Consider the following 19,775-nt stretch of genomic DNA (forward strand, 5'->3'; position numbering starts at 1 on the left):
CCGCCGATCGGTGTCGACGAGTCGTCCGATTGCCACCGCGATTGAGCCGGACCCTGACCTTGCTCGAGGACCGGACCGGGGATCGGCGCGGTGCCGTCGAAGTACGCGAATGCATCCTTCGACTTGAAACGGGCGTCCTCGCGGTCTCGCCGAGGATCGCGGCGGCGCCGATCACCCCGCAGCCCGGGACCTCCAAGAGGGCGGGCGCGAGCTCGCGCACCAGGCGCCGCAGCCGCCCTTCGAGGTCGTTGATGCGTCGGTGAGCCGTCGGTACTCCACGATGAGGTCGAGAGCGATCTCGACGACAACTCCGCTATGACCGGCCAGAGTTACTTCCAGCGAATCGAAGACGCACAGGCGGCGAAGGCCTCGTGAGGGTACGGGCAGCTCAGGGTCGGCCTCGTGGAGGAACCAGCGGAGCTTGTTCGCTGCGGCTGTCCGCTGGTGGACCAGCAGGCGGCGGTGGTCGACCAGCTTTGCGTCGCGGGCCGGGCCATCCAGACATGCCTTCGGCAGGTCGGGCTCGCGCGGGGGCGACCCGGGCCACCGCCTCGGCGTCGAACGGGTGGACTTCGCTGTGACGTGATACAAGGCAGGACTGACGTTGAGCGAGCGCCCCGCAAAGCCTCACTTTCGGCGGCTCCGGCCGCGCTGCCGGCGATGCCACCTGCAGCCGACCTTGCCACGAGCGTCACGGTCAATCCGTGAGCCCATGCGCCGCCATGGGCGCATCGGCGGACGGTGCCGCAGGCACTGGCGTCAGGCGAAGCCACCGGTGCGCTCGCTGCGAGGTTCTCATTGTTGCGAAGTGTTCGGTTCGGGGCCGCAGGAGCGAGCGGTCTGCGGCGACGCCGTTGGCCAGGCGCCTCAGTGGGTGCGTCGTCGTCCTGCGATGAGGCGGTAGACGGCCAGGACAATGATGGACCCGACTACGGCAGCGATCCAGGTGGAGAGATGGAAGAATCCATTGATCGAGTGCACGCCGAAGATGACCTTTCCCAGCCAGCCGCCCAGAAGGCCGCCGACGATGCCGATCAACATCGTGATCAGGCAGCCTCCCGGGTCCTTGCCCGGCATCAAAGCCTTAGCGATCGCACCGGCCAGCAACCCGATCAAGATCCACGCAATGATACCCATGACGCACACACCTTTCACCCAGATACCGTTGCCCACCGTCCCTCGTGCCCCACTTCGGCCACAACGAACTGCTGGCATCACTAGCCGGACAACATCGTCCGGATCAGCGCCACACGCTGAGCGGTCTTCCGCGACGAGGCCGGTGCCATCCAGGCCGCGTCGGCGCTGCACGCTCCTAGGGTGGCTGGTCACCTTTCACCAGGCGGAGACAACGTGGGAGTGTCATGGCTCCGATTCGCCGTGGACGGCAAAGCCCTCCTCCACAGTCCTGCGGTCCGACAACAGTCCGCTGCCCGGCTACGAGTCCACGCCGCGGTCGGGCGGCGGATCACGGTCCGCAGACGTACCGCCTGGAGAAGACCTGCTCGGTGCCACGTCCGTCTCCGACAAGCACCCGTGGCCCGGCTTGCTCGGCCATCATCGCGTATCCGAATAGTGCCATATGAGACATTTTTCCGGTCTCCTGTTTCCGAAACACGCACACAGAGCGTTGTACCCCAGGGGAGTTGCCCTTGTGTCGCGGGTCGCTCCGGCGCCGTCGAATTCCCACGCCGCCGCGGCGTGGACCGACACCACCGTGGGCTGCCCTCTGGGCTCGCGCGGCAACGACGCGGCGGCCACCGACCGGAATCAGGGCGTGGCCACCGTCGGCCCTGCGTGAGGCGCGGCCGTCCTCACCGCCACCAGGGCAACGTCATCCGTTCCCTCGTGCGCAAGACCGCTGAGCAGCTTGTCGCAGAACGTATCCAGCGGCTCGCGGGCGAGGGCCGCCGCGTGCTGCCGGAGGCGAGCCAGTCCTCGCTCCAGTCCTTCCTCACGCCGCTCGATCAAGCCATCGGTGTAGAGGAGCACGGTCGAACAAGGAGGAAGAGGCTCTGTGGCGTCGGGCCGGTGTTCGTCAGGATCCATTCCGAGCAGCATGCTCCGGCCGCCCATGAGGAATCTGGTCTCTCCCTCGTACGTCACCAGGAGTGGTGCGGGGTGTCCCGCGACCGCGTAGCACAGTTGCCAGGGTTCACCGGGGCTGAGCTTTTCGACCAGCGCGTAGATGCACGTCAAGGTCTGGTTCGGGTAGAGAATGTGCATCGCGGCGGCGAGCCGCGCCAAGATCTTGCCGGGCGGCTCCTTGCGATCGCAGGCAATGCCTCGCAGCATGTTGCGCATCTGACTCATGGTGACCGCGGCGCGCAAGTCGTGTCCCGCGACATCTCCGATGATCAGTGCCATGGCGCCCTCGTTCAGCACGAATGCGTCGTACCAGTCACCACCGACCCGAGCGCTGGCCACTGCGGGCTGGTATCGGGCGGCCAGCTCCAGCGGGCCTTCCGTGGGCAGGTCGGGCAGCAGCGAGCGTTGCAGCCACTCCGCGGTGCGCTGCGCCTCGGAATGCAGGCGTGCGTTGTCGACGGCCAGGGCCACACGGTGCGCCAGGTCCTCCACGAGCGGAAGGCTGTCGGCGTCGAGGGCGGCGTCGCGCCCGGTCCGGACCAGGTTGAGTACGCCGAGAACCTGTCGGCGCGCTCGCAACGGAGCGACCACGGCGGTGTCGGCTGCCATTTTTTCGAAGAATTCGAGCTCGCGCGCGTGCAGCGGATCGGCCGCCTCGTCGAGCGGACGAATGCCGGAGACCAGTGCCGGGCCTGCTGCCAGAAGGGCGCGGGCACAGGACGCGGCCGACCCTTCGACAGGCGGGAGAATCCCTTCATGCACCCCGGCGGAGATCTTCTCGGCGTCCCGGTGCTCGACCACCAGCCTGTGCAGCCGCCCCTGTTCGTCCAGAAGATCCACCGCGCACGAGTCCGCGAGACCGGGGACAAGGGTACGGCAGAGCCTGCGCAGGGCCGTCTCCACGTCGAGGGTGCTGGCCAGGGCCTCGGACGCGTTGATCAGGAGTGTCAGCCGGTCCAGCGCATGCTGTACCTCACGGTCGACCTCGTAGCGGCGGATCCCTTCTCCGCCTTGCTCCGGGCCGCTTTCCCGCGCGACCCCACCGTTGTGCTCGCTGTGTTCAGGGAGCATGCGGACTCCTCGCGCACTCCGACGACGGACAGCCCCTCCTTCCCGCATTGTGGAATACAAGGACTGCTCGGGCACGTCGGCAGGAGGTGTGCGACGCGGTAATGCGCTTGCCCGTTCGGCCGACGGATGCCGATCCCGGCCCGCCGATTCAAGGCCTGCATCGCGCCATTGGTTCTTCCTCAGCGCGGCACTCCTGGGACAGCCATTTCGACGCTTCCTGCGCCTGAAAGCCTGTCGGGTGGCTGACCATGCGTGATGCGTGACGGTCGTGATCTGCCCTCCGGGCATGGCGACGGCCCCGGAATGATCACGTGGTGTGTGCCAGTGCGAGATGCGGGAGATCATCCAGCCACTCCTTCTCGCGCGTGACCTGCGAAAAGACGGCGGGATGCGCAAGCACGGAGACCGGTTGGTGCTCGACTCGGTCTTCTACGTGCTGCGGTCGGGCTGCCAGTGGCGGATGCTTCCGCGCGATCCGATGCCCTGGGACTGATCAACCGGCCACCCGACAGGCTCCGAGTCGGCGCTGAGGGCGGCCGGTGGGGCGGTTTCAGAAGATTCACAGAGGTTGGGCTGTGAGGCTGGCCGCCCGTCGCCGGAGCGAGCCCTGATCTGAAGGTGCCCCATGACCACCACTTTCACCAGTTCCACATATGCGAGCCGTGGGATGCGCCACCGGCGTCCGCGCCGCAGCTTTGTGCCCTTCCTGGTGCCGCTGGCGATCTGGGCCGGTGCCGCGGGAGTGCTGGCCCTGTGGTGGAGTGACACGACCGCGGTCGTCGGGCCAGCTGGCTGGCTCACCGGCGCGGGACGCATCACGGGGCTGCTGGCCGGCTACGCCTGCGCGGTGCTGCTGGCCCTGATGGCCCGCATGCCGCTCCTGGACCACACGATCGGCACGGACCGGCTCGCCCGCTGGCACGCCTTGGGCGGGCGCTGCACCGTCTCTCTGGCTCTCGCCCACACCTTGCTGATCATCTGGGGCTACTCACTGACCTCTCATGCGAACGTGGTCAGCCAGACGTCCACGCTCGTCCTGCACTACCCCGACCTTCTCAAGGGCACGGTCGGCTTCCTGCTGTTCCTGGTCACCGGAGTCCTCTCGGCCCGCGTGGCCCGCCGCAGGATGAGTTACGAGACCTGGCACTATCTGCACTTCGCCACCTATCTGGCGGTCTTCCTCACTTTTGGACACCAGCTCTCCAACGGAGCCGACTTCGTCGGCAACCGTCTCGCCCAGGTGGCCTGGTACACGCTGTTCATCGGCGTCGCCGCGCTGGTGGCCTGGTTTCGGTTCGCCGTGCCCGTCCGGCGCGGACTGCGCCACCGACTGCATGTTGCCGCAGTTCATCCCGAGGCTCCGGGTGTCGTCTCCGTCCACCTCACCGGCGAGCATCTGGATGAGCTGGGGGGTGAGCCGGGGCAGTTCCTGCGCTGGCGTTTCATGGCCCGCGGTCTGTGGTGGACTGCCAATCCGTATTCCCTCTCCGCTCCCGCGCACCCTCGTCATCTGCGCATCACGGTGAAGACCGCCGGTGGGCACAGTGCCGCGCTCGCCCACCTGGTGCCCGGTACCCGGGTGTGGGCCGAGGGGCCCTACGGCGGCTTCACGGCGAACCGCCGCACCGCTCCCAAGGTCCTGCTTCTGGCCGGCGGCGTCGGCATCACGCCGTTGCGGACGCTCTTCGAGACACTGCCGGGCCAGGTGACTCTCGTCTACCGGGCCCGCCGCATCGACGACCTCGCTCTGCGGGCCGAGATCGACGCGATTGCCGCCCGCCGACGGGCCACCGTGCACTACGTCGTCGACGAACCGGCCGGATACTCCTCGCGTCTCACCGCACGGGACCTGAGCGCTCTGGTGCCGGATCTGGCCGCGCACGACGTCTACCTGTGCGGTCCGCCCGGCATGACGCGGGCCGCCACCGACGCCCTACGGGAAGCCGGTGTCCCGGCACGGCGCATCCACCACGAGTCGTTCGCGTTCTGAGGAGAACCCGTCATGCGCCGAGCCGTCGTCGCCACCACCGGGATCAGCGCCCCGGTCGTCGCCCTGCTTGCCCTCAAATCCCAGCTCCTTTGCGAAGCCGGTACCCGCCACACCTGTGTCAACGGCGGCGGCGACCTCCAGCTCCGGGGCCAGGCGGCCCCGGCGCCCCGTGGCGCATCGGCATCGCCCACCCGCTGCGGCCCGGCGAACTCGCCATCGTCGTCATGGCCCACCACGACCGGGCTGTCGCCACCTCCGGCACCGCCGAACGCGGCGCCCACCTCCTCTCCCCGCACCACGGCGCCCCCGTCACCGCGTTCGCCCCCCCTCACCGTCATCGGCCCCCGTCCGACCATGACCGACATCTATGCCACCGCCGCATTCGCCAGGGGTGACGGCGCTCGGGACTGGCTGGAGTACCTGGAGGGCTACGAAGCCCTCGCCGTACTGCCCGACGGCCAGGAATGGCGGACACCAGGATCCAGTCGAATGGATCACGAGGCAGGACACAAGCCCCTCCCTGCCCGCAGGAAACGGGGCCCGCCCCTCAGCGGCGGCTGCGCTCCCCCCTTCCGCGGCCGCCGCACCACCCCTTGCCCAGCGTTGAACACCAACCCCGAAGGAGCCCCCCTGTGGGACTCGACCTGATCAACGGCATCCCCGCGCACGTCCTGTTCGTGCACGTCGTCGTGATCCTGGTACCCCTGACCGCTCTGGCGCTCGTCCTGTGCGCCATCTGGCCCTCGGTCATGCGCCGATTCCGTCTCACCCTCCCGATTCTCGCCCTGGTCACCCTGGTCAGCGTGCCCCTCACGACAGACGCCGGCGAGTGGCTCGAGCGCCACGTGGAGAGCAACGCCCTGGTCCGCAAGCACGCTGAACTCGGCGACGGACTGCTCCCCTGGGTCATTGCGCTGTTCCTGATGGCCACAGCGGTGTGGTGGTCCTACCGCCGCGCCGCCAACCGCCCGCCGGACACGGCGGGATCCACCAGCAGCACAGTGGCCACGCCGCTGCGCGTTGCCGCCGCTGCGCTGTCCCTCGTCATCGGTGTGGGCGCGGGCGTACAGGTCTACCGAATCGGCGACTCCGGCGCCAAAGCCGCCTGGCACGATGGCTACTCCGCCGCCGCCCACCCCGACCGCGGCTGACACAGGCGTGCTGGGACGGTCCGCAGGACGGTGGACCGTCCCAGTAAGCGCCGCTTCGCGTTGCCTGCCTGGGCAGTACGGGTCACAAGCGGCTGTTCGTTTCTCGAGGTCGGGAGCCTGTCCGCGTGCGCGGACCTTGTCGTAGAACTCGTTCTTCAGGTCGGCGTGTCGCTGCGTGCGCGGCGGCCGGGGCGGCACTCCTGCTGGTCGGCCACGGCGGGGCGGCTGGTCGAACTCGGGCCCGTGAAGCGGGTGCTGGGGCGGCCCATCGCGCCGTACACCCGGGGCTGCTCGCCTCCTTGTCGGCAGCCGGGCTGCCGCATCGCTCCCAGCCGCCCGCCCTCCGCGGTCGCCGGGGTTTCGTTCGAGGTGGTGGCCGGGGAGACGGTCGGGCTCGTCGGGCCCTCGGGCCGCGGAAAGTCGACGACGGCCGCTGCCGTACTGGCGCTGCTGCGGCCGGACGCCGGTTCGGTGCGGTTCGATGGGGCCGAGCTGACGGCTCTGCCGGAAAGGGAGCTGCGCGCGTTGCAGCCCCGGTTCCAGCCGGTGTTCCAGGATCCGTGCGGTTCACTCAGCCCGCGTCTGCGGATCCGCGAGCAGGTCGCCGAACCGTTGCGGGTGCACGGGCTCTGGTCTGCGGCGGACGGGTCGGCGCGGGTCGCCGAACTCCTCGCCATGGTCGGCCTGGACGCCAGGCACGGGGAGCGGATCCCTCACGAGGTCGGACTGACAGTGCCGACGCGCTGGGATTGCCCGGGCGTTGGCCACCCGCCCGGAACTTCTCGTGCTCGACGAGCCGACCTCCGCTCTCGATCCGTCCCTGCGTGCCGGAATTCTCAACCTGCTGATGGAACTTCAGGACACCCTGGGGCTTGTCTGCTTGTTCCTCTCCCACGGCATGGCGGCGGTGCGGCACATCCGCGACCGGGTGCTGACCGTGCGCGAGGAAAAACTCACCGCATGATGCCACTTGCCCGGGTCATGGCAGCCAGTCAGTTCGGCTTCATCGTCGGCCTTTTCGCGGCCCTGTCGTCTCTCGCGACGGGCTGCGGACTGGGCGCTGCGCGCTGTCCGGGCGCGAGGCATTCTGAGTTCAGATGATCCTTGGAACCCGCGTCGCTCAACTCCGGGTGCGCCTGGACTGATCACGGGCGCCGGTCGGCACACGCCCGTCGAGCCGGGGTATCGGTTGCCATTGCATTCGCCGAGGGGTCGATCAGAAGCCGAAGGCCTACACCACCGTGCGGGGTGGCCGGCACTGACAAAAGCCGCTGGTCACCCCCGCACCGCACCATGTGCCGTCACGACGCCGCGGGTATCGCGATCGGGCGACGCGCCCTCGGACACCCGATCCGGAATGGGGTATCCCCTGCTCGAACGGAGTTGAGAGCTTGGGGAAGGACGACACCGCCCCCACGGTCGGGATCAGTCACTGCACCCCACGCGGACGGAACTGGATGCTGATGCGCCCTCCCGCGGCCCGCGCGGTCTTGGGGATGGCGTGCTCCCAGGTCCGCTGGCAGGAACCACCCATCACGATCAGGTCGCCGTGTCCGAGCGACCGCCGGACGACATCACCACCACGACACGGGCGCAGCAGCAGGTCGCGGGGCGCTCCCACGGAGAGGATGGCGACCATCGTGACCTCGCGGGCGCCCCTGCCGATGCGGTCGCCGTGCCAGGCCACACTGTCGCGCCCGTCGCGGTAGTGGCACAGGCCGGCTGTCGTGAAGGGTTCGCCGAGCTCGGCAGCGTAGTGCGTGGAGAGTGCCTGCCGCGCCTCGTCGAGGACGGGGTTCGGCAACGGTTCGCCGGCACGGTAGAAGGCGAGCAGGCGCGGGACGTCCACGACCCGCTCGTACATCTGCCGTCGCTCGGTCTTCCAGGGAACGTCCGTGGCCAGCTGTTCGAACAGGGCGTCGGCGCCACTCAGCCAGCCCGGCAGGAGGTCGATCCAGGCACCGTCGCCGAGCCCGGTTCTGCGGAGCCCGTCCAGTGGGCGTAGACGCACGTCGTCGCTCTGATCGAACAGGGACCCCTGGAGCTGGTGCGATGCCATGCCTGCAGCCTACCCGCATTCGAACGTGTGCACTATTAGGAAAGTTTGCGCGCCCCTGCGACCCACGGACGCCTGGGCGCTACTGGTGGGCGCTGCGAGACCGGGACAGGCGGAGGAAATGAGACGCCCTCGCCCGGCGGACGCCGCGTGGGCGGCCGGCGGAAGGGGCGGCCGACCTGCCGCCGATACGGCACATGAGCCGACCGCCGACGCGGGCGTGCGCACCACATCCGCACCAGCACGCCCCGCAAGGGCGGGATCGACTGAGAGCATCCATTGAGCCCGGGTGGATGCACTGCGGTACGGGCCGGCCCCTCGGGGGCCCGTACCGCAGGCCCCGGCCGTCCCGCCGCGTCGGGAACAGCGGAGCGATGCGCGGCGAGCACCCCTGCGGCGCCGCTGCCCCTTGGCCCCGTCCACCGACACACTGCGCCCATATCGTCTAAATTGGGGCACGTGGGACTGCGGCGATCTGTGGTCACGCCGGACTTGCGGGACCGTGTCCCACACGGCTGCACGTGCACTGAGACAGCGTGACCCGGTCCGGCCGGGCCACGGGGACGGATACCCATGACCGACGGCCAGAAGGGTCCCGAGGAACACGGTCCGGACCCCCTCGGAGACTTCCTCTCGCAATTTCTCGGCACCGGACAGGGTGGGAAGCCACCCGACCCGCGGCACATCGACCTCAGCCGTCTGCTGAGCGGTCCCGCACGGCAACTCGTCACCGTCGCAGCGTCCTATGCCTCCCAGCACGGGAGCACCGACCTGGACACGGAGCACCTCTTGCGGGCCGCGCTCTCCACCGAGCCGACTCGTCGCATGGTCTCGCGAGCGGGCGCCGATCCCGACGCGCTCGCCGCCGAGATCGACCGGCAGGCCGGGGAAGGACCGCCACGCCCCTTCATCGCCGTCACGCCGGCGGTCAAGCGCGCTCTGCTCGACGCCCATGACATCGCGCGTTCCACCGGCGCCTCCTATATCGGCCCGGAACACGTGCTGGTGGCACTCGCCGCCAACCGCGACTCCGCAGCGGGGCAGATACTCAACGCCGCGCACTTCTCGCCGCCCGCCGGTTCCCGGGACGGCCTCGCACCCGTGCCCGGCAGCGCCGGCCAGCGTCCCGGCCCCGAGCGGAACACCCCCAACCTGGACAAGTTCGGCCGCGACCTCACCGACCTGGCCCGGGAGGGCCGCATTGACCCGGTCATCGGCCGTGACGAGGAGATCGAACAGACCATTGAGGTCCTCGCCCGCCGAAGCAAGAACAATCCCGTCATGATCGGCGAAGCCGGAGTGGGGAAGACCGCCATCGTCGAGGGACTGGCCCAGCGCATCGCGGACAGCGATGTGCCGGACATCCTGCTCGATCGGCGTGTCATCCAGCTCGACCTCTCAGGAGTCGTTGCCGGTACCCGCTTCCGTGGGGACTTCGAGGAACGGCTCACCGGCCTCATCGAGGAAATCCGCGCGCACTCGGGCGAGCTGATCGTCTTCATTGACGAACTGCACACCGTCGTCGGGGCGGGCGGCTCCGAGCGCGGTTCGATGGACGCGAGCAATATGCTCAAGCCCGCCCTCGCCCGCGGCGAACTCCATGTCGTGGGTGCCAGCACGCTCGAGGAGTACCGCCGCTACATCGAGAAGGACGCTGCGCTCGCGCGCCGGTTCCAGCCGGTTCTGGTGCCCGAGCCCAGCCCGGCGGACGCCGTCGAGATCCTGCGGGGTCTCCAGGACCGCTACGAAGCCCATCACCAGGTCCGCTACACCGACGAGGCTCTGCTCGCCGCCGTCGAGCTGTCCGACCGCTACCTCACCGACCGATATCTGCCCGACAAGGCGATCGACCTCATGGACCAGGCCGGCGCCCGGGTCCGGCTGCGCTCCTCCACCCGCGGCACCGATATCCGCGCCATGGAACGCGAAGTGGAGCAACTCACACGGGACAAGGACCAGGCCGTCGCCGCCGAGCAGTACGAGCGGGCGACCGAGCTGCGCGACCGGCTCGCCGACCTCGAACAGCAGATCGACAAGGGGAGCCACGCGCCGCAGCCGCGCAGCCATGTCGCCGAGGTCACCGTCGAAGACATCGCCGACATCGTGTCCCGCCAGACCGGAATTCCCGTCAGCAGCCTCACCCAGGAGGAGCGGGACCGGCTGTTGAACCTGGAGCAACATCTGCATCAACGCGTCATCGGACAGGACGAAGCGGTGACCGCCGTCGCCGACGCCGTCCTGCGCTCGCGGGCCGGCCTGTCCGACCCCGGCCGCCCGATCGGGAGCTTCCTCTTTCTCGGCCCCACCGGCGTGGGCAAGACCGAACTCGCCCGCGCGCTCGCGGAAGCACTCTTCGGGAGCGAGGACCGGATGATCCGCCTCGACATGAGCGAGTATCAGGAACGGCACACCGTCAGCCGCCTGGTCGGCGCTCCCCCCGGCTACGTCGGCCACGAGGAGGCCGGACAGTTCACCGAAGCGGTGCGCAGGAACCCCTACTCGCTCCTGCTCCTGGACGAGATCGAGAAGGCACACCCCGACATCTTCAACATCCTGCTGCAGGTCCTCGACGACGGGCGGCTCACCGACTCCCAGGGCCGCACAATCGATTTCAAGAACACCGTCATCGTCATGACCAGCAACCTCGGCGCGCAGGCCATCACCGGTCGCGGCGGCGCCATGGGCTTCGGTTCCGGCGACGCGGACGCCGACGAGCAGGCCCGCCGCGAGCGGGTGCTGCGCCCACTGCGTGAACACTTCCGGCCGGAGTTCCTCAACCGCATCGACGAGATCGTGATCTTCCGCCAACTCGCCGACCAGCAGCTACGGCAGATCACCAACATGCTGCTGGACGACTCCAGGCGCCGGCTCCGTGCTCAGGACGTCACCGTCGAGGTCACCCTGGTCGCCGTCGAATGGCTCGCCCAGCGCGGCTACCAGCCCGAATACGGCGCCCGCCCGCTGCGCCGTACGATCCAGCGCGAGGTCGACAACCGGCTCTCCCGCATGCTGCTCGACGGCAACCTGCAGCCCCACAGCCGCCTCCGGATCGACGTCGCCGACGGAGAGCTGATCATCCAGAAAGAGGAAGAACCACAGCGCCCCGCGAGCTGACCCCGAGCGGCGGCCCGGACAGCTCACCCTGTACCGACACTTCACGACACGTGAGCCGTCGGTACAGTGCTGCCCCGATCACCGCGGCGGCAACAGAGCCCGGCGAATCAGCCGGTCGCACCGCCCATGCCGAAAGCGTAAGCGTGTGGCGTTGTGGCGGGCCGTCGTCGCGGAGGTCTCGTCCCTCCGTCGTCCGCGTCGATGGTGACCGCTTCGCCCTGGTTCTGTGGGCGCCGGCACGTTACTTGACGATGTCCAGCGCCGCCATCACGCCGGCGTCCTCGTGATCGAGGATGAGGCAGTGACAGATGGTCGAGCCGGTGCAGTTCCCGAAGTGGGCCCGGACGACCCACGAGGGTTCGCCGGGCGGCGATCGCCGAGGCGCTCAGGTCCGCGGTCGGCGCGACAGCCGAGGTGGGCAAGATCGCCGGTGGGGCGGAAGGTCCTTCGGTGACCAGGATTGCCTGGGTCGCCTGCGGGAAGTTGTCACCGCCCGGCCGGTGTTGTACGCGAGCGTCTGCAGCTGGGTACGGCCGGCCGGACCACCTTGTACGAGCACATCGAAGCGGGCGCCCGCCACGAGGAGGAGCGAGTCGGCTGTCCAGCTCGTCCCCCGGCCCGGTCCGCAGCTTGGGGGCATGTAACCGCCGTTGCAGGTCCCTTGACGGTGATCGGGACGACGCCGGGAGCCTTGGTCGTGACGCTCTCGACGTGCAGGGGGTGCAGAGGGAGCGCAGGCGTCCACTGCGACGACGGTCGCAGGCATGTTGAGGAGACCGGCCGAGGTGTACCGAACAGTGCTGGGAGCGGCCGGACATCCGGCCATGTTCCGCACCGGCTCGTCCTGACCGATGATGACGTACCGGGGTGCCGTCCTCGGTACGGCACCGGCTGTCCCAGGAAGGGGTTTCCTATGCGGGAAACGACGCCAGCACAGTCCCCGCCGGACGATCGATCCGTCCACAGCTCGGACGAAGAAGCCGATGTGATTGTGGTGGGGGCGGGGCCTGCGGGCTCGTCCGCAGCCTTCCACCTCGCCAAGGCAGGCGTCGATGTCCTGCTCCTGGAGAAGGCCCGCTTTCCCCGGGAAAAGGTGTGCGGGGACGGCTTGACCCCGCGAGCGGTGCACCAGCTCATCCGGATGGGCATCGACATCAAGGCTCCGGGGTGGACGCGTTCACGCGGTATGCGATGGGTGGCCGGTGAGCATCAGGTGCACATCGACTGGCCCGCCCTGGGCCGCTACCCGGACTTCGGCCTCTCGCGGAGTCGGCACGACTTCGACAACATTCTGGCCCGCCATGCCGTTGCTGCCGGAGCACGGCTGCGCAACGGGGTGAAGGTGACCCAGCCCGTGACCGACCGCGCCGGCCGCATCACCGGCGTCACCGCCACGGCCGGAGCGAAGGAGCCGGTGGTCTTCCACGCACCGATCGTCATCGCCGCCGACGGAGCCTCCGCCCGCCTCGCTCTCGCCATGGGCCTGCAGCGGGACAAGAGCAAGCAGATCGCGACAGCCGCTCGCCGCTATTACCGGAGCCCAGAACGGTCGCAGGAGGAATACCTGGAGTTGTGGGCCGATCTCCGCTTCCCCGGGAGCGATCACTACCTGCCGGGATACGGTTGGATCTTTCCCATGGGAGATGGTCGCGTCAACGTCGGGCTCGGTGCGCTGCCTCACCGGCGGCACGGAATCGCGGACCTGCGGACCACGTTGGACCAATGGCTGGCCCGTACTCCTCACGCCTGGGGACTGCGTGAGGAGAACGCCGAGGGCCCTGTCCGGAGCGCGGCGCTGCCCCTGGGTTTCAACCGTCACCCCCTCTACACCCGGGGGCTCCTCCTGGTCGGCGACTCCGGAGGCATGATCAGCCCCTGGAACGGGGAGGGTATTGGCCAGGCCATGGAAGCCGGCGAAGTCGCGGCCGAGAGCGCCGCGCTCGCCCTCGCCCTTCCCCCGGGCCCCGGGCGGGAGCGGGTGCTGCACAGCTACCCTGTCGAGATGAACCGTCGCTGGGGGCGCTACTACCGTCTCGGCAACGCGGCCGCCGACATCGTCTTCAGCCGTTCGGGCTTCCAACCGATCCTCAACCGATACGTCATGGGATCGCCTTTTCTGCTCAACACCCTGGCCCGGATGCTCACCAACCTCACGGACAAGCCCTCGCACGACGTGATCGACCATGTGCTCAACACCGTCGTCCGTCTGGTCCCGGCGCCGCGAGTGCGCAGACGCTGAACAACCCGCCGGCGGTGGCTCTCCCCGCGTCGTCGTCTCGGCCCCACGCCGCCACGCCGCCACGAGCGAGAGGGCGTGGCGTCCGGAGCGGATCCCCGAGCACCCCGCCCGGCAGGGTGGGCGGCCTCGTCAGGCGCGGTCACCCACCCTGCCGGGACGGCTGCGTCGCGTCAGGTGCACACACCGGCGGTCAGGGCGAGGGCCGATGCGCACCTTCCAAGCCACCGACCACAGCCATGTCGCCTGTCAGATGCGGCTGCCGGAGGCGGTGTCCGACGACAGCCGTTGGGCAAGGTAGATCGGTATGACGGACAACAGGACGAGGACAGCGGCGACGACGTTGACGACAGGGGCCTGTTGGGGGCGGGCCATGTTGGAGAAGATCCAGACGGGGAGGGTCTGAACTCCGGGTCCGGCGGTGAAGGTCGTCACGACGATCTCGTCGAAGGACAGAGCGAAGGCGAGGAGTCCACCCGCGACGAGCGCGGAGCGCACCAGCGGGAAGGTGACGTCGACGAACGTACGGAAGGTGTGGGCCCCCAGGTCCATGGCGGCCTCTTCGTACGATCCGGGCATCCGGCGCAGCCGAGCGATCACGTTGTTGAAGACGACCACGATGCAGAAGGTGGCGTGGCCGACGACCACCGTGAACATCCCGAGGCCCACGCCGAGCGGTTCGAGGACTGTACGGAAGGCGGTGTTGAGCGCGACGCCGGTGACGATGCCCGGCAGCGCGATCGGCAGGACGACCACGAAGGAGACGGCCTCGCGTCCGAAGAACTTGTAGCGCTGGCAGGCGAAGGCGATGAGCGTACCGAGGACCAGGGCGATCGCGGTCGCGCCGAGTCCTGCCCTGACCGAGGTCCACAACGCCTCGCGGGCGCCTGAGCTGTGCCAGGCGGCCACCCACCAGTCGAAGGTGAGGCCGGGGGGCGGCCAGCCCGAACTGCGGTCTGGATTGAGGGAGTTGACCAGGACCAGGAGCAGCGGGACGTAGATCACCGCGAAACCGAGCCCGGCGGCGATGCGCAGTGTGACGCGCGCGGGGCGGGAGAGATTCATCGGGGGCCTTCGCTGTGCGTGATACGGAGGTGAGGGAGAGGGTTCAGAGACCGCTGAGGGCTCCGGTACGTCGCACCGCGAGCAGATAGAGCACGATGATCACCACGGGCAAGGTGCCGAGTGCGGCGGCCAGCGGCAGGTCCAGGGTGATGTTGGAGTAGATGAGGTTGCCGATGAGCTGCGTCTTCCCACCGACGATCTGTACGGCGATGTAGTCGCCGAGGCTCAGCGAGAAAGTGAAGACCGAGCCGGCCGCGATGGACGGCAGAATCATCGGCAGCACCACGGAACGGAAGGTCCGGCCGGTGCGGGCGCCGAGGTCTGCGGAGGCGTCCAGGAGACTGGCCGGGAGCTGCTCGAGTCCGGCGTGGATCGGCAGGATCATGTACGGCAGCCACAAGTACGTCAGCACGAGGACGGTCGCGGTCAGACCGTAACCGGGTCCTTTGATGCCGAGCGGCCCCAACAACCAGTCGAGCAGGCCGCCTTGGGCGAGGATGAGTCGCCAGGCGTACGCCTTGACGAGGTAGCTGGCCCACAGCGGTGTAAGGATCGCCACGACGAGGAACGGCCGCCACTTGGGGTTCGCGATGCGGGCGGTGTAGAAGGCGATCGGGAAGGCGACCAGCACACACAGCGCGGTGACCGCGAGTGCGACGCCGATACTGCGCAGGGCAACCTGCCGGTAGACGTCGGTGGTGAACAGGGCGGTGAAGTTGTCCGTGTTCCAGATCTTCACCACGTTGGAGGTGAACGAGTCCGTGGTCCAGAACGCGGAGAGGAACAACACGGTGAGCGAGCCGAGGTAGGCCAGGGCGAGCCACGCGAGTGGCGCGGAGAGCAGCAGGGACAACTGCAACCGGGGGCGGCGGTGCAGGGTCCCGGCGAGCCGCCGGACGGGTCCGGCGGCAGGCACGGTGGTGGTCATCGACAGGTAGTCCTCAGCCCTTGATCTCGGTCCAGGCCTGGACCCACTTGGCGTACGGGATGCACTTCGTGTCCGTGCGTCCGTCCACGCACTGCGCGATGGGAGTGGTCCAGAAGCGGACATCCTTCCAGTACGACTCGTCGGCAGCGTGGTAGATGGTGCAGTGGTTCTTGTCCGCGGTCAGCGTGCAGGCCTTCGCGTTGGACGGGGCCTCACCGAAGTACTCGGCGACCTGGGCGTTCGCCTTCGGCGAGATGATCCAATTCATCCAGTTGTAGGCACAGTTGGGGTGCTTGGCCTTGGCGGAGATCATCCATGTATCGGACCAGCCGGTGGCGCCCTCCTTCGGGAGAACGGCCTCGACCGGGACCTTCTCGGCCTGGGCGGTGTTCAGGATCACCTGCCAGCTGGTGCCGACCACCGAGTCACCGCTCTTGAAGGCGGAGACCTCCTTCAGGTAGTCGCTCCAGTACTCACCGACGTTGGCGTTCTGCTCCTTGAGCAGATCGACGGCGGCGTCGAACTGCTTCTGGTCCAGGGCGTACGGGTTCTTGATGCCGAGGGACGGCTTGGTCTTCATCAGGTACAGGGCGGCGTCCGCGATGTAGATCGGCGAGTCGTACGCCGTGACCTTCCCCTTGTACGCCGAGGACTTGTCGAAGACCGCGGACCAGGAGTCCGGTGCCGGGGAGACCTTCTTCGTGTTGTACATCAGCAGATTGGCGCCGCGGCCGTGCGGGATGCCGTAGGAGACGCCCTTGACCGAGTTCCACTGCTGGTCCTTGAGCCCGGAGAAGACGTCCTTGTAGTTGGGCACCAAATCGGTGTTGACGGGCGCGGCGTCGCCGGAGGCGATCAGCCGCAGTGCCGCGTCACCGGAGGCGGAGACCGCATCGTACTGCCCGGTCTTCATCAGGCTGACCATCTCGTCGGAGGTGCCCGCGGTCTTGGTGTTGACCTGGCATCCGGTCTGCTTCTCGAAGTCGGTGACCCAGTCGACCTTCGGGTCGTTCGATCCGTCCTCGGCGTATCCGGCCCACGCGATCAGGTTCACCTGGCCCTCCGTCCTGCCGAGGGACTTCTGCGCGGCGAGCTTGGGCGGGGTGAAGTCGCTGCCGCCGGGCGACGTGGCAGCGGTGTCCGAGGAACCGCAGGCGGTGGCGAGGAGCAGGGCGCCGAGGGCGGCCGCCGCTCGGGACGTTCGGTTCAGACGCACAGGGATCTCCACGGAAGAGGGAAGGGGCGAGGACGGGGCGTGCGGGTGTGTGCGCTCACCGGGCCTCAGGAACCTGGAAGTTGTGCCGTTGGTGCCACTGGAGCGTGACCCGGGAGCCACGGAAGGCGGCGACATCCTCGGAGGAGGTCTCCAGGTTCTGCTGCAGGGCGGTGAGCCGGCCGCCTGCGTCGAGGTCCACCAGGAAGCGGGTGGCGTCCCCCAGGTAGACGACTTCCGCCACGGTGCCGGTGGCGCGGGAGTGCTGCGGCTCGTCGGCGATGGCGGATTCCTTGAGCACCCGGATCTTCTCCGGCCGGATGCTGTACGTTCCCCGGTCGCCCACGACCTGCTCCGCGGCCTCGTCGGTCAGCAGGTTCGACGTACCGACGAAGCCCGCGACGAACGGGGTGGCGGGACGTTCGTATATCTGGGCGGGGGTACCGATCTGTTCGACGCGGCCCTGGTTGAAGACCGCGATCCGGTCGCTCATGGTCAGCGCTTCCTCCTGGTCGTGCGTGACGAAGACGAAGGTGATGCCGACCTCGCGCTGGATCGCCTTGAGTTCGACCTGCATCTGCTCGCGTAGCTTGAGATCGAGGGCGCCCAGCGGCTCGTCGAGCAGCAGCACCTTCGGACGGCCTACCAGGGCGCGCGCCAGCGCCACGCGCTGGCGCTGGCCTCCGGAGAGCTGGGAGGGGCGACGCGTGCCGAAGTCCGTGAGACGTACGCTCGCCAGAGCCTCCCTGGCCTGCCTCAGACGCTCGGCCTTGGGCACTTTGCGGACCTTGAGGCCGTAGGCGACGTTCTGCTCCACAGTCATGTGCGGGAAGAGCGCGTAGTCCTGGAAAACGGTGTGCACGTCGCGTTCGAAGGGCGCCAGACCCGTGACGTCGGAACCCGCGAGCTCGATGGTTCCGCTGGTGGGAGCCTCGAAGCCGGCGATCATCCGGAGCACTGTCGTCTTGCCGGAGCCGGACGGCCCCAGCATCGAGAAGAACTCGCCGTCCGCGATCTCCAGGTCGACTCCGGCCACGGCCTCTGTCCGACCGAAGGACTTACGCAGGTTCTGCAACCGGATGGCCATTCCCTCCATGGGCGGAACCTTTCTGATGCTGTCGGGAGTTGGCCGTAAACATATGAAGCCATAGTTCTAATTTCAAGGCCCGGCTAAGGTAAAAGCTGAGTCAACTGGCAAGGTGGTGAGCGTGAACCGAGACAGACCCGGCGCCCGCAGAGTCGTCTTCACGCCCGTCGACACCCTGGCCCGCGTGGATGCCGTCGTGCGGCGGCTCGGTGACGCCATCGACCTCGGGCTGCTCGCCGACGGCGAGCAGTTGCCCGGCGAGACCGACCTCGCCGCCCAGCTCGGCGTCTCCACCGTGACCCTGCGGGAAGCGCTGATGGCACTGCGGCAAAGGGGCCTGGTCACCACCCGCAGGGGCCGCGGCGGTGGCAGCTTCGTCACCGTGCCGGACGGCCCTGCGGAGCACCGGCTCCTTGCCCGCCTCTCCGACTGGAGCACCGAGGAACTCCGCGATCTCGCCGACCACTGGGCAGCCGTCTCAGGCGCCGCCGCGCGGCTGGCAGCCCAGCGCACCGAGCCCGAGGATCTGCAGCAACTGCACAGGTCTCTGGGAGAGTTGGTGGACGCCGAGGACTCGGGAGCGCGCAGCCGTATCTACGGACGCTTCCATGTCGAGCTGGCCGCGGCCGCCCAGTCCGCCCGGCTGACCAGGGAAGAGGTCACTCTGCAGACGGAAGTGGGGGCACTTCTGCGCCTCGTACTCTGCGAGGAAGGGCACCTCAAGGACACAGCGGATCGTCACCGCGCCGTAATCTCAGCCGTGCATGATGGGGCGGATGACCGTGCCAGGGCCCTGGCCGAACAATGCGTGCAGGCCTCCATGGCACGCCTGATCGAACTCCGCCTCGGCTCGGCCGACGGTGCGCGCGGTCCCCGTCCGAAGGAGGGCCCCGATGGGCAGCAATCCCCGTCTCGCAAGCGCCGGATCGGCAGTACTTGACGAGATGGCGGTCGCCGAGGCGGCCGCCCGTGTCCGTGACGCGCTCGAAGGAGTCTTTGACGCCGTAGGCAGGACCGCCAGGGACACGGAGGCGGTGCTCGCCTCGGCTGTCGCAGACGGCCGTCGGCCGGTCTCGGCCGATCTGGCCGCGCTCCGCCCCGGCCTGCACACCTGTCTCGCCCAGTACGACCTGGTCTCGGGGCTCGGCTTCGTGGCGGCGCCAGGACTGCTCGACGACGTACCGGCGTGGCTGGAGTGGTGGCAGACCACCGTGAACGGTGTCGTACATCCGCTCTTGCTCGACCTGGACCCGGAGCACTCGGCGTACTCCGACTACACCCACTGGGACTGGTTCACCCTGCCCCGCGACACCGGACAGCGGGCCGTCGCGGGACCGTACGTCGACTACCTCTGCTCCGACGAGTACAGCCTCACCCTCTCCTCACCGGTGACGATCGACGGACGCTTCATGGGAGTGGCCGCCGCCGACGTCTACCTGCGCCGCTTCGAAGCGGTCGTCATGCCCCTGCTCCAACGCCTGCCGGGACCTTCCCGCCTGGTCAACGCGCGCGGCCGGGTCGCCGCCTCTACCGACCCCCACCATCTGGTCGGATCGCTCACCAAGGGCCCGGACTTCGCGGCGGTACTGGCCGGATCGGCCGATCGCGCCGAACACGGCGGGCTGCAACTGCGATCCTGCGACGGCGTCCCCCTCATCCTGATGACGACGGCGCCTCCGACGTGACGCAGACCGCCCGTCTCGTTGCGCGGCGACATCTCCGACGGGTGCGGCCGCGACTGAGCGGCGCGAGGTCCGCGAGGTCCAGCCCCGGCTTGGC

The 19,775-nt window shown here is 68.7% G+C and carries 17 protein-coding genes and 1 pseudogene; 11 read left to right on the forward strand and 7 right to left on the reverse strand.

Features of this window, described 5'->3' with window-relative positions; all coding sequences use genetic code 11:
- Window positions 1–867 precede the first annotated feature (867 nt).
- Window positions 868–1,137 (reverse strand): GlsB/YeaQ/YmgE family stress response membrane protein, encoded by a 270-nt coding sequence (locus AB0I23_RS31110; protein WP_359114283.1) that lies wholly within the window; start codon window positions 1,135–1,137, stop codon window positions 868–870.
- 630 nt (window positions 1,138–1,767) lie between these two features.
- The gene (locus AB0I23_RS31115; RefSeq protein WP_359114285.1) at window positions 1,768–3,501 is read right to left on the reverse strand and encodes a PP2C family protein-serine/threonine phosphatase; all 1,734 of its coding nucleotides are present in this window, start codon (window positions 3,499–3,501) and stop codon (window positions 1,768–1,770) included.
- Between the two features lie 43 nt (window positions 3,502–3,544).
- Here AB0I23_RS31115 and AB0I23_RS31120 point away from each other — a divergent pair, with 43 nt between their 5' ends.
- The 7 genes and pseudogenes from AB0I23_RS31120 to AB0I23_RS31150 all read left to right on the forward strand — a co-directional run bounded on the left by AB0I23_RS31120 (window position 3,545) and on the right by AB0I23_RS31150 (window position 7,261).
- On the forward strand, window positions 3,545–3,649 hold the full coding sequence (locus AB0I23_RS31120; RefSeq protein ID WP_359114287.1) for a transposase: 105 nt from the start codon (window positions 3,545–3,547) through the stop codon (window positions 3,647–3,649).
- Window positions 3,650–3,781: 132 nt separating this feature from the next.
- Window positions 3,782–5,146 carry a ferredoxin reductase family protein gene (locus AB0I23_RS31125; protein WP_359114289.1) on the forward strand — a complete coding sequence of 455 codons (1,365 nt, stop codon included), beginning with the start codon at window positions 3,782–3,784 and terminating at the stop codon, window positions 5,144–5,146.
- Window positions 5,050–5,541, forward strand: a complete 492-nt coding sequence (locus AB0I23_RS31130) for an FAD:protein FMN transferase (RefSeq protein WP_359114291.1) — start codon at window positions 5,050–5,052, stop codon at window positions 5,539–5,541. Before AB0I23_RS31125 ends, AB0I23_RS31130 begins: the two co-directional genes overlap by 97 nt.
- Entirely contained in the window at window positions 5,501–5,794 is a 294-nt protein-coding gene (locus AB0I23_RS31135; protein WP_359114361.1) for a hypothetical protein, read from the forward strand. The genes AB0I23_RS31130 and AB0I23_RS31135 overlap by 41 nt, the downstream gene beginning before the upstream one ends.
- Complete coding sequence (locus tag AB0I23_RS31140; protein ID WP_359114293.1) at window positions 5,779–6,297, forward strand: DUF2231 domain-containing protein; 519 nt, start codon at window positions 5,779–5,781, stop codon at window positions 6,295–6,297. Before AB0I23_RS31135 ends, AB0I23_RS31140 begins: the two co-directional genes overlap by 16 nt.
- Window positions 6,298–6,669: 372 nt before the next feature.
- A pseudogene (locus tag AB0I23_RS31145) lies at window positions 6,670–6,948 on the forward strand (ATP-binding cassette domain-containing protein); the annotation flags it as partial.
- A 133-nt stretch (window positions 6,949–7,081) separates the two neighbouring features.
- The gene (locus AB0I23_RS31150; RefSeq protein ID WP_359114363.1) at window positions 7,082–7,261 is read left to right on the forward strand and encodes a hypothetical protein; all 180 of its coding nucleotides are present in this window, start codon (window positions 7,082–7,084) and stop codon (window positions 7,259–7,261) included.
- Window positions 7,262–7,726: 465 nt separating this feature from the next.
- Here the strand turns inward: AB0I23_RS31150 and AB0I23_RS31160 are convergent, their stop codons facing one another.
- Entirely contained in the window at window positions 7,727–8,356 is a 630-nt protein-coding gene (locus AB0I23_RS31160) for an alpha-ketoglutarate-dependent dioxygenase AlkB (RefSeq protein ID WP_359114295.1), read from the reverse strand.
- Between the two features lie 570 nt (window positions 8,357–8,926).
- Here AB0I23_RS31160 and AB0I23_RS31165 point away from each other — a divergent pair.
- Window positions 8,927–11,467: an ATP-dependent Clp protease ATP-binding subunit gene (locus tag AB0I23_RS31165; protein ID WP_359114297.1), complete on the forward strand. Its 2,541-nt coding sequence runs from the start codon at window positions 8,927–8,929 to the stop codon at window positions 11,465–11,467.
- Between the two features lie 913 nt (window positions 11,468–12,380).
- Window positions 12,381–13,706 carry a geranylgeranyl reductase family protein gene (locus tag AB0I23_RS31170; protein WP_359114299.1) on the forward strand — a complete coding sequence of 442 codons (1,326 nt, stop codon included), beginning with the start codon at window positions 12,381–12,383 and terminating at the stop codon, window positions 13,704–13,706.
- 246 nt (window positions 13,707–13,952) lie between these two features.
- On the opposite strand, the gene AB0I23_RS31175 is transcribed toward AB0I23_RS31170, so the two are convergent.
- The 4 genes from AB0I23_RS31175 to AB0I23_RS31190 are packed head-to-tail and all read right to left on the reverse strand — an operon-like array spanning window position 13,953 to window position 18,005.
- The gene (locus AB0I23_RS31175) at window positions 13,953–14,768 is read right to left on the reverse strand and encodes an ABC transporter permease (RefSeq protein ID WP_037697187.1); all 816 of its coding nucleotides are present in this window, start codon (window positions 14,766–14,768) and stop codon (window positions 13,953–13,955) included.
- 43 nt (window positions 14,769–14,811) lie between these two features.
- On the reverse strand, window positions 14,812–15,696 hold the full coding sequence (locus AB0I23_RS31180) for an ABC transporter permease (protein ID WP_359114301.1): 885 nt from the start codon (window positions 15,694–15,696) through the stop codon (window positions 14,812–14,814).
- A 13-nt stretch (window positions 15,697–15,709) separates the two neighbouring features.
- Window positions 15,710–16,912 (reverse strand): ABC transporter substrate-binding protein, encoded by a 1,203-nt coding sequence (locus AB0I23_RS31185; RefSeq protein ID WP_359114303.1) that lies wholly within the window; start codon window positions 16,910–16,912, stop codon window positions 15,710–15,712.
- Between the two features lie 55 nt (window positions 16,913–16,967).
- Entirely contained in the window at window positions 16,968–18,005 is a 1,038-nt protein-coding gene (locus AB0I23_RS31190; protein ID WP_359114305.1) for an ABC transporter ATP-binding protein, read from the reverse strand.
- Between the two features lie 112 nt (window positions 18,006–18,117).
- Between AB0I23_RS31190 and AB0I23_RS31195 the strand changes: the two genes are divergently transcribed.
- Together AB0I23_RS31195 and AB0I23_RS31200 are read left to right on the forward strand one after the other, a co-directional pair.
- Window positions 18,118–18,936 carry a FadR/GntR family transcriptional regulator gene (locus AB0I23_RS31195; protein WP_359114307.1) on the forward strand — a complete coding sequence of 273 codons (819 nt, stop codon included), beginning with the start codon at window positions 18,118–18,120 and terminating at the stop codon, window positions 18,934–18,936.
- Window positions 18,890–19,681 carry a cache domain-containing protein gene (locus AB0I23_RS31200; RefSeq protein ID WP_436847026.1) on the forward strand — a complete coding sequence of 264 codons (792 nt, stop codon included), beginning with the start codon at window positions 18,890–18,892 and terminating at the stop codon, window positions 19,679–19,681. Before AB0I23_RS31195 ends, AB0I23_RS31200 begins: the two co-directional genes overlap by 47 nt.
- The last annotated feature ends 94 nt before the right edge of the window (window positions 19,682–19,775 follow it).

Origin of the sequence: Streptomyces atratus (assembly GCF_040655115.1) — a bacterium.
Lineage (GTDB): Bacteria > Actinomycetota > Actinomycetes > Streptomycetales > Streptomycetaceae > Streptomyces > Streptomyces atratus_D.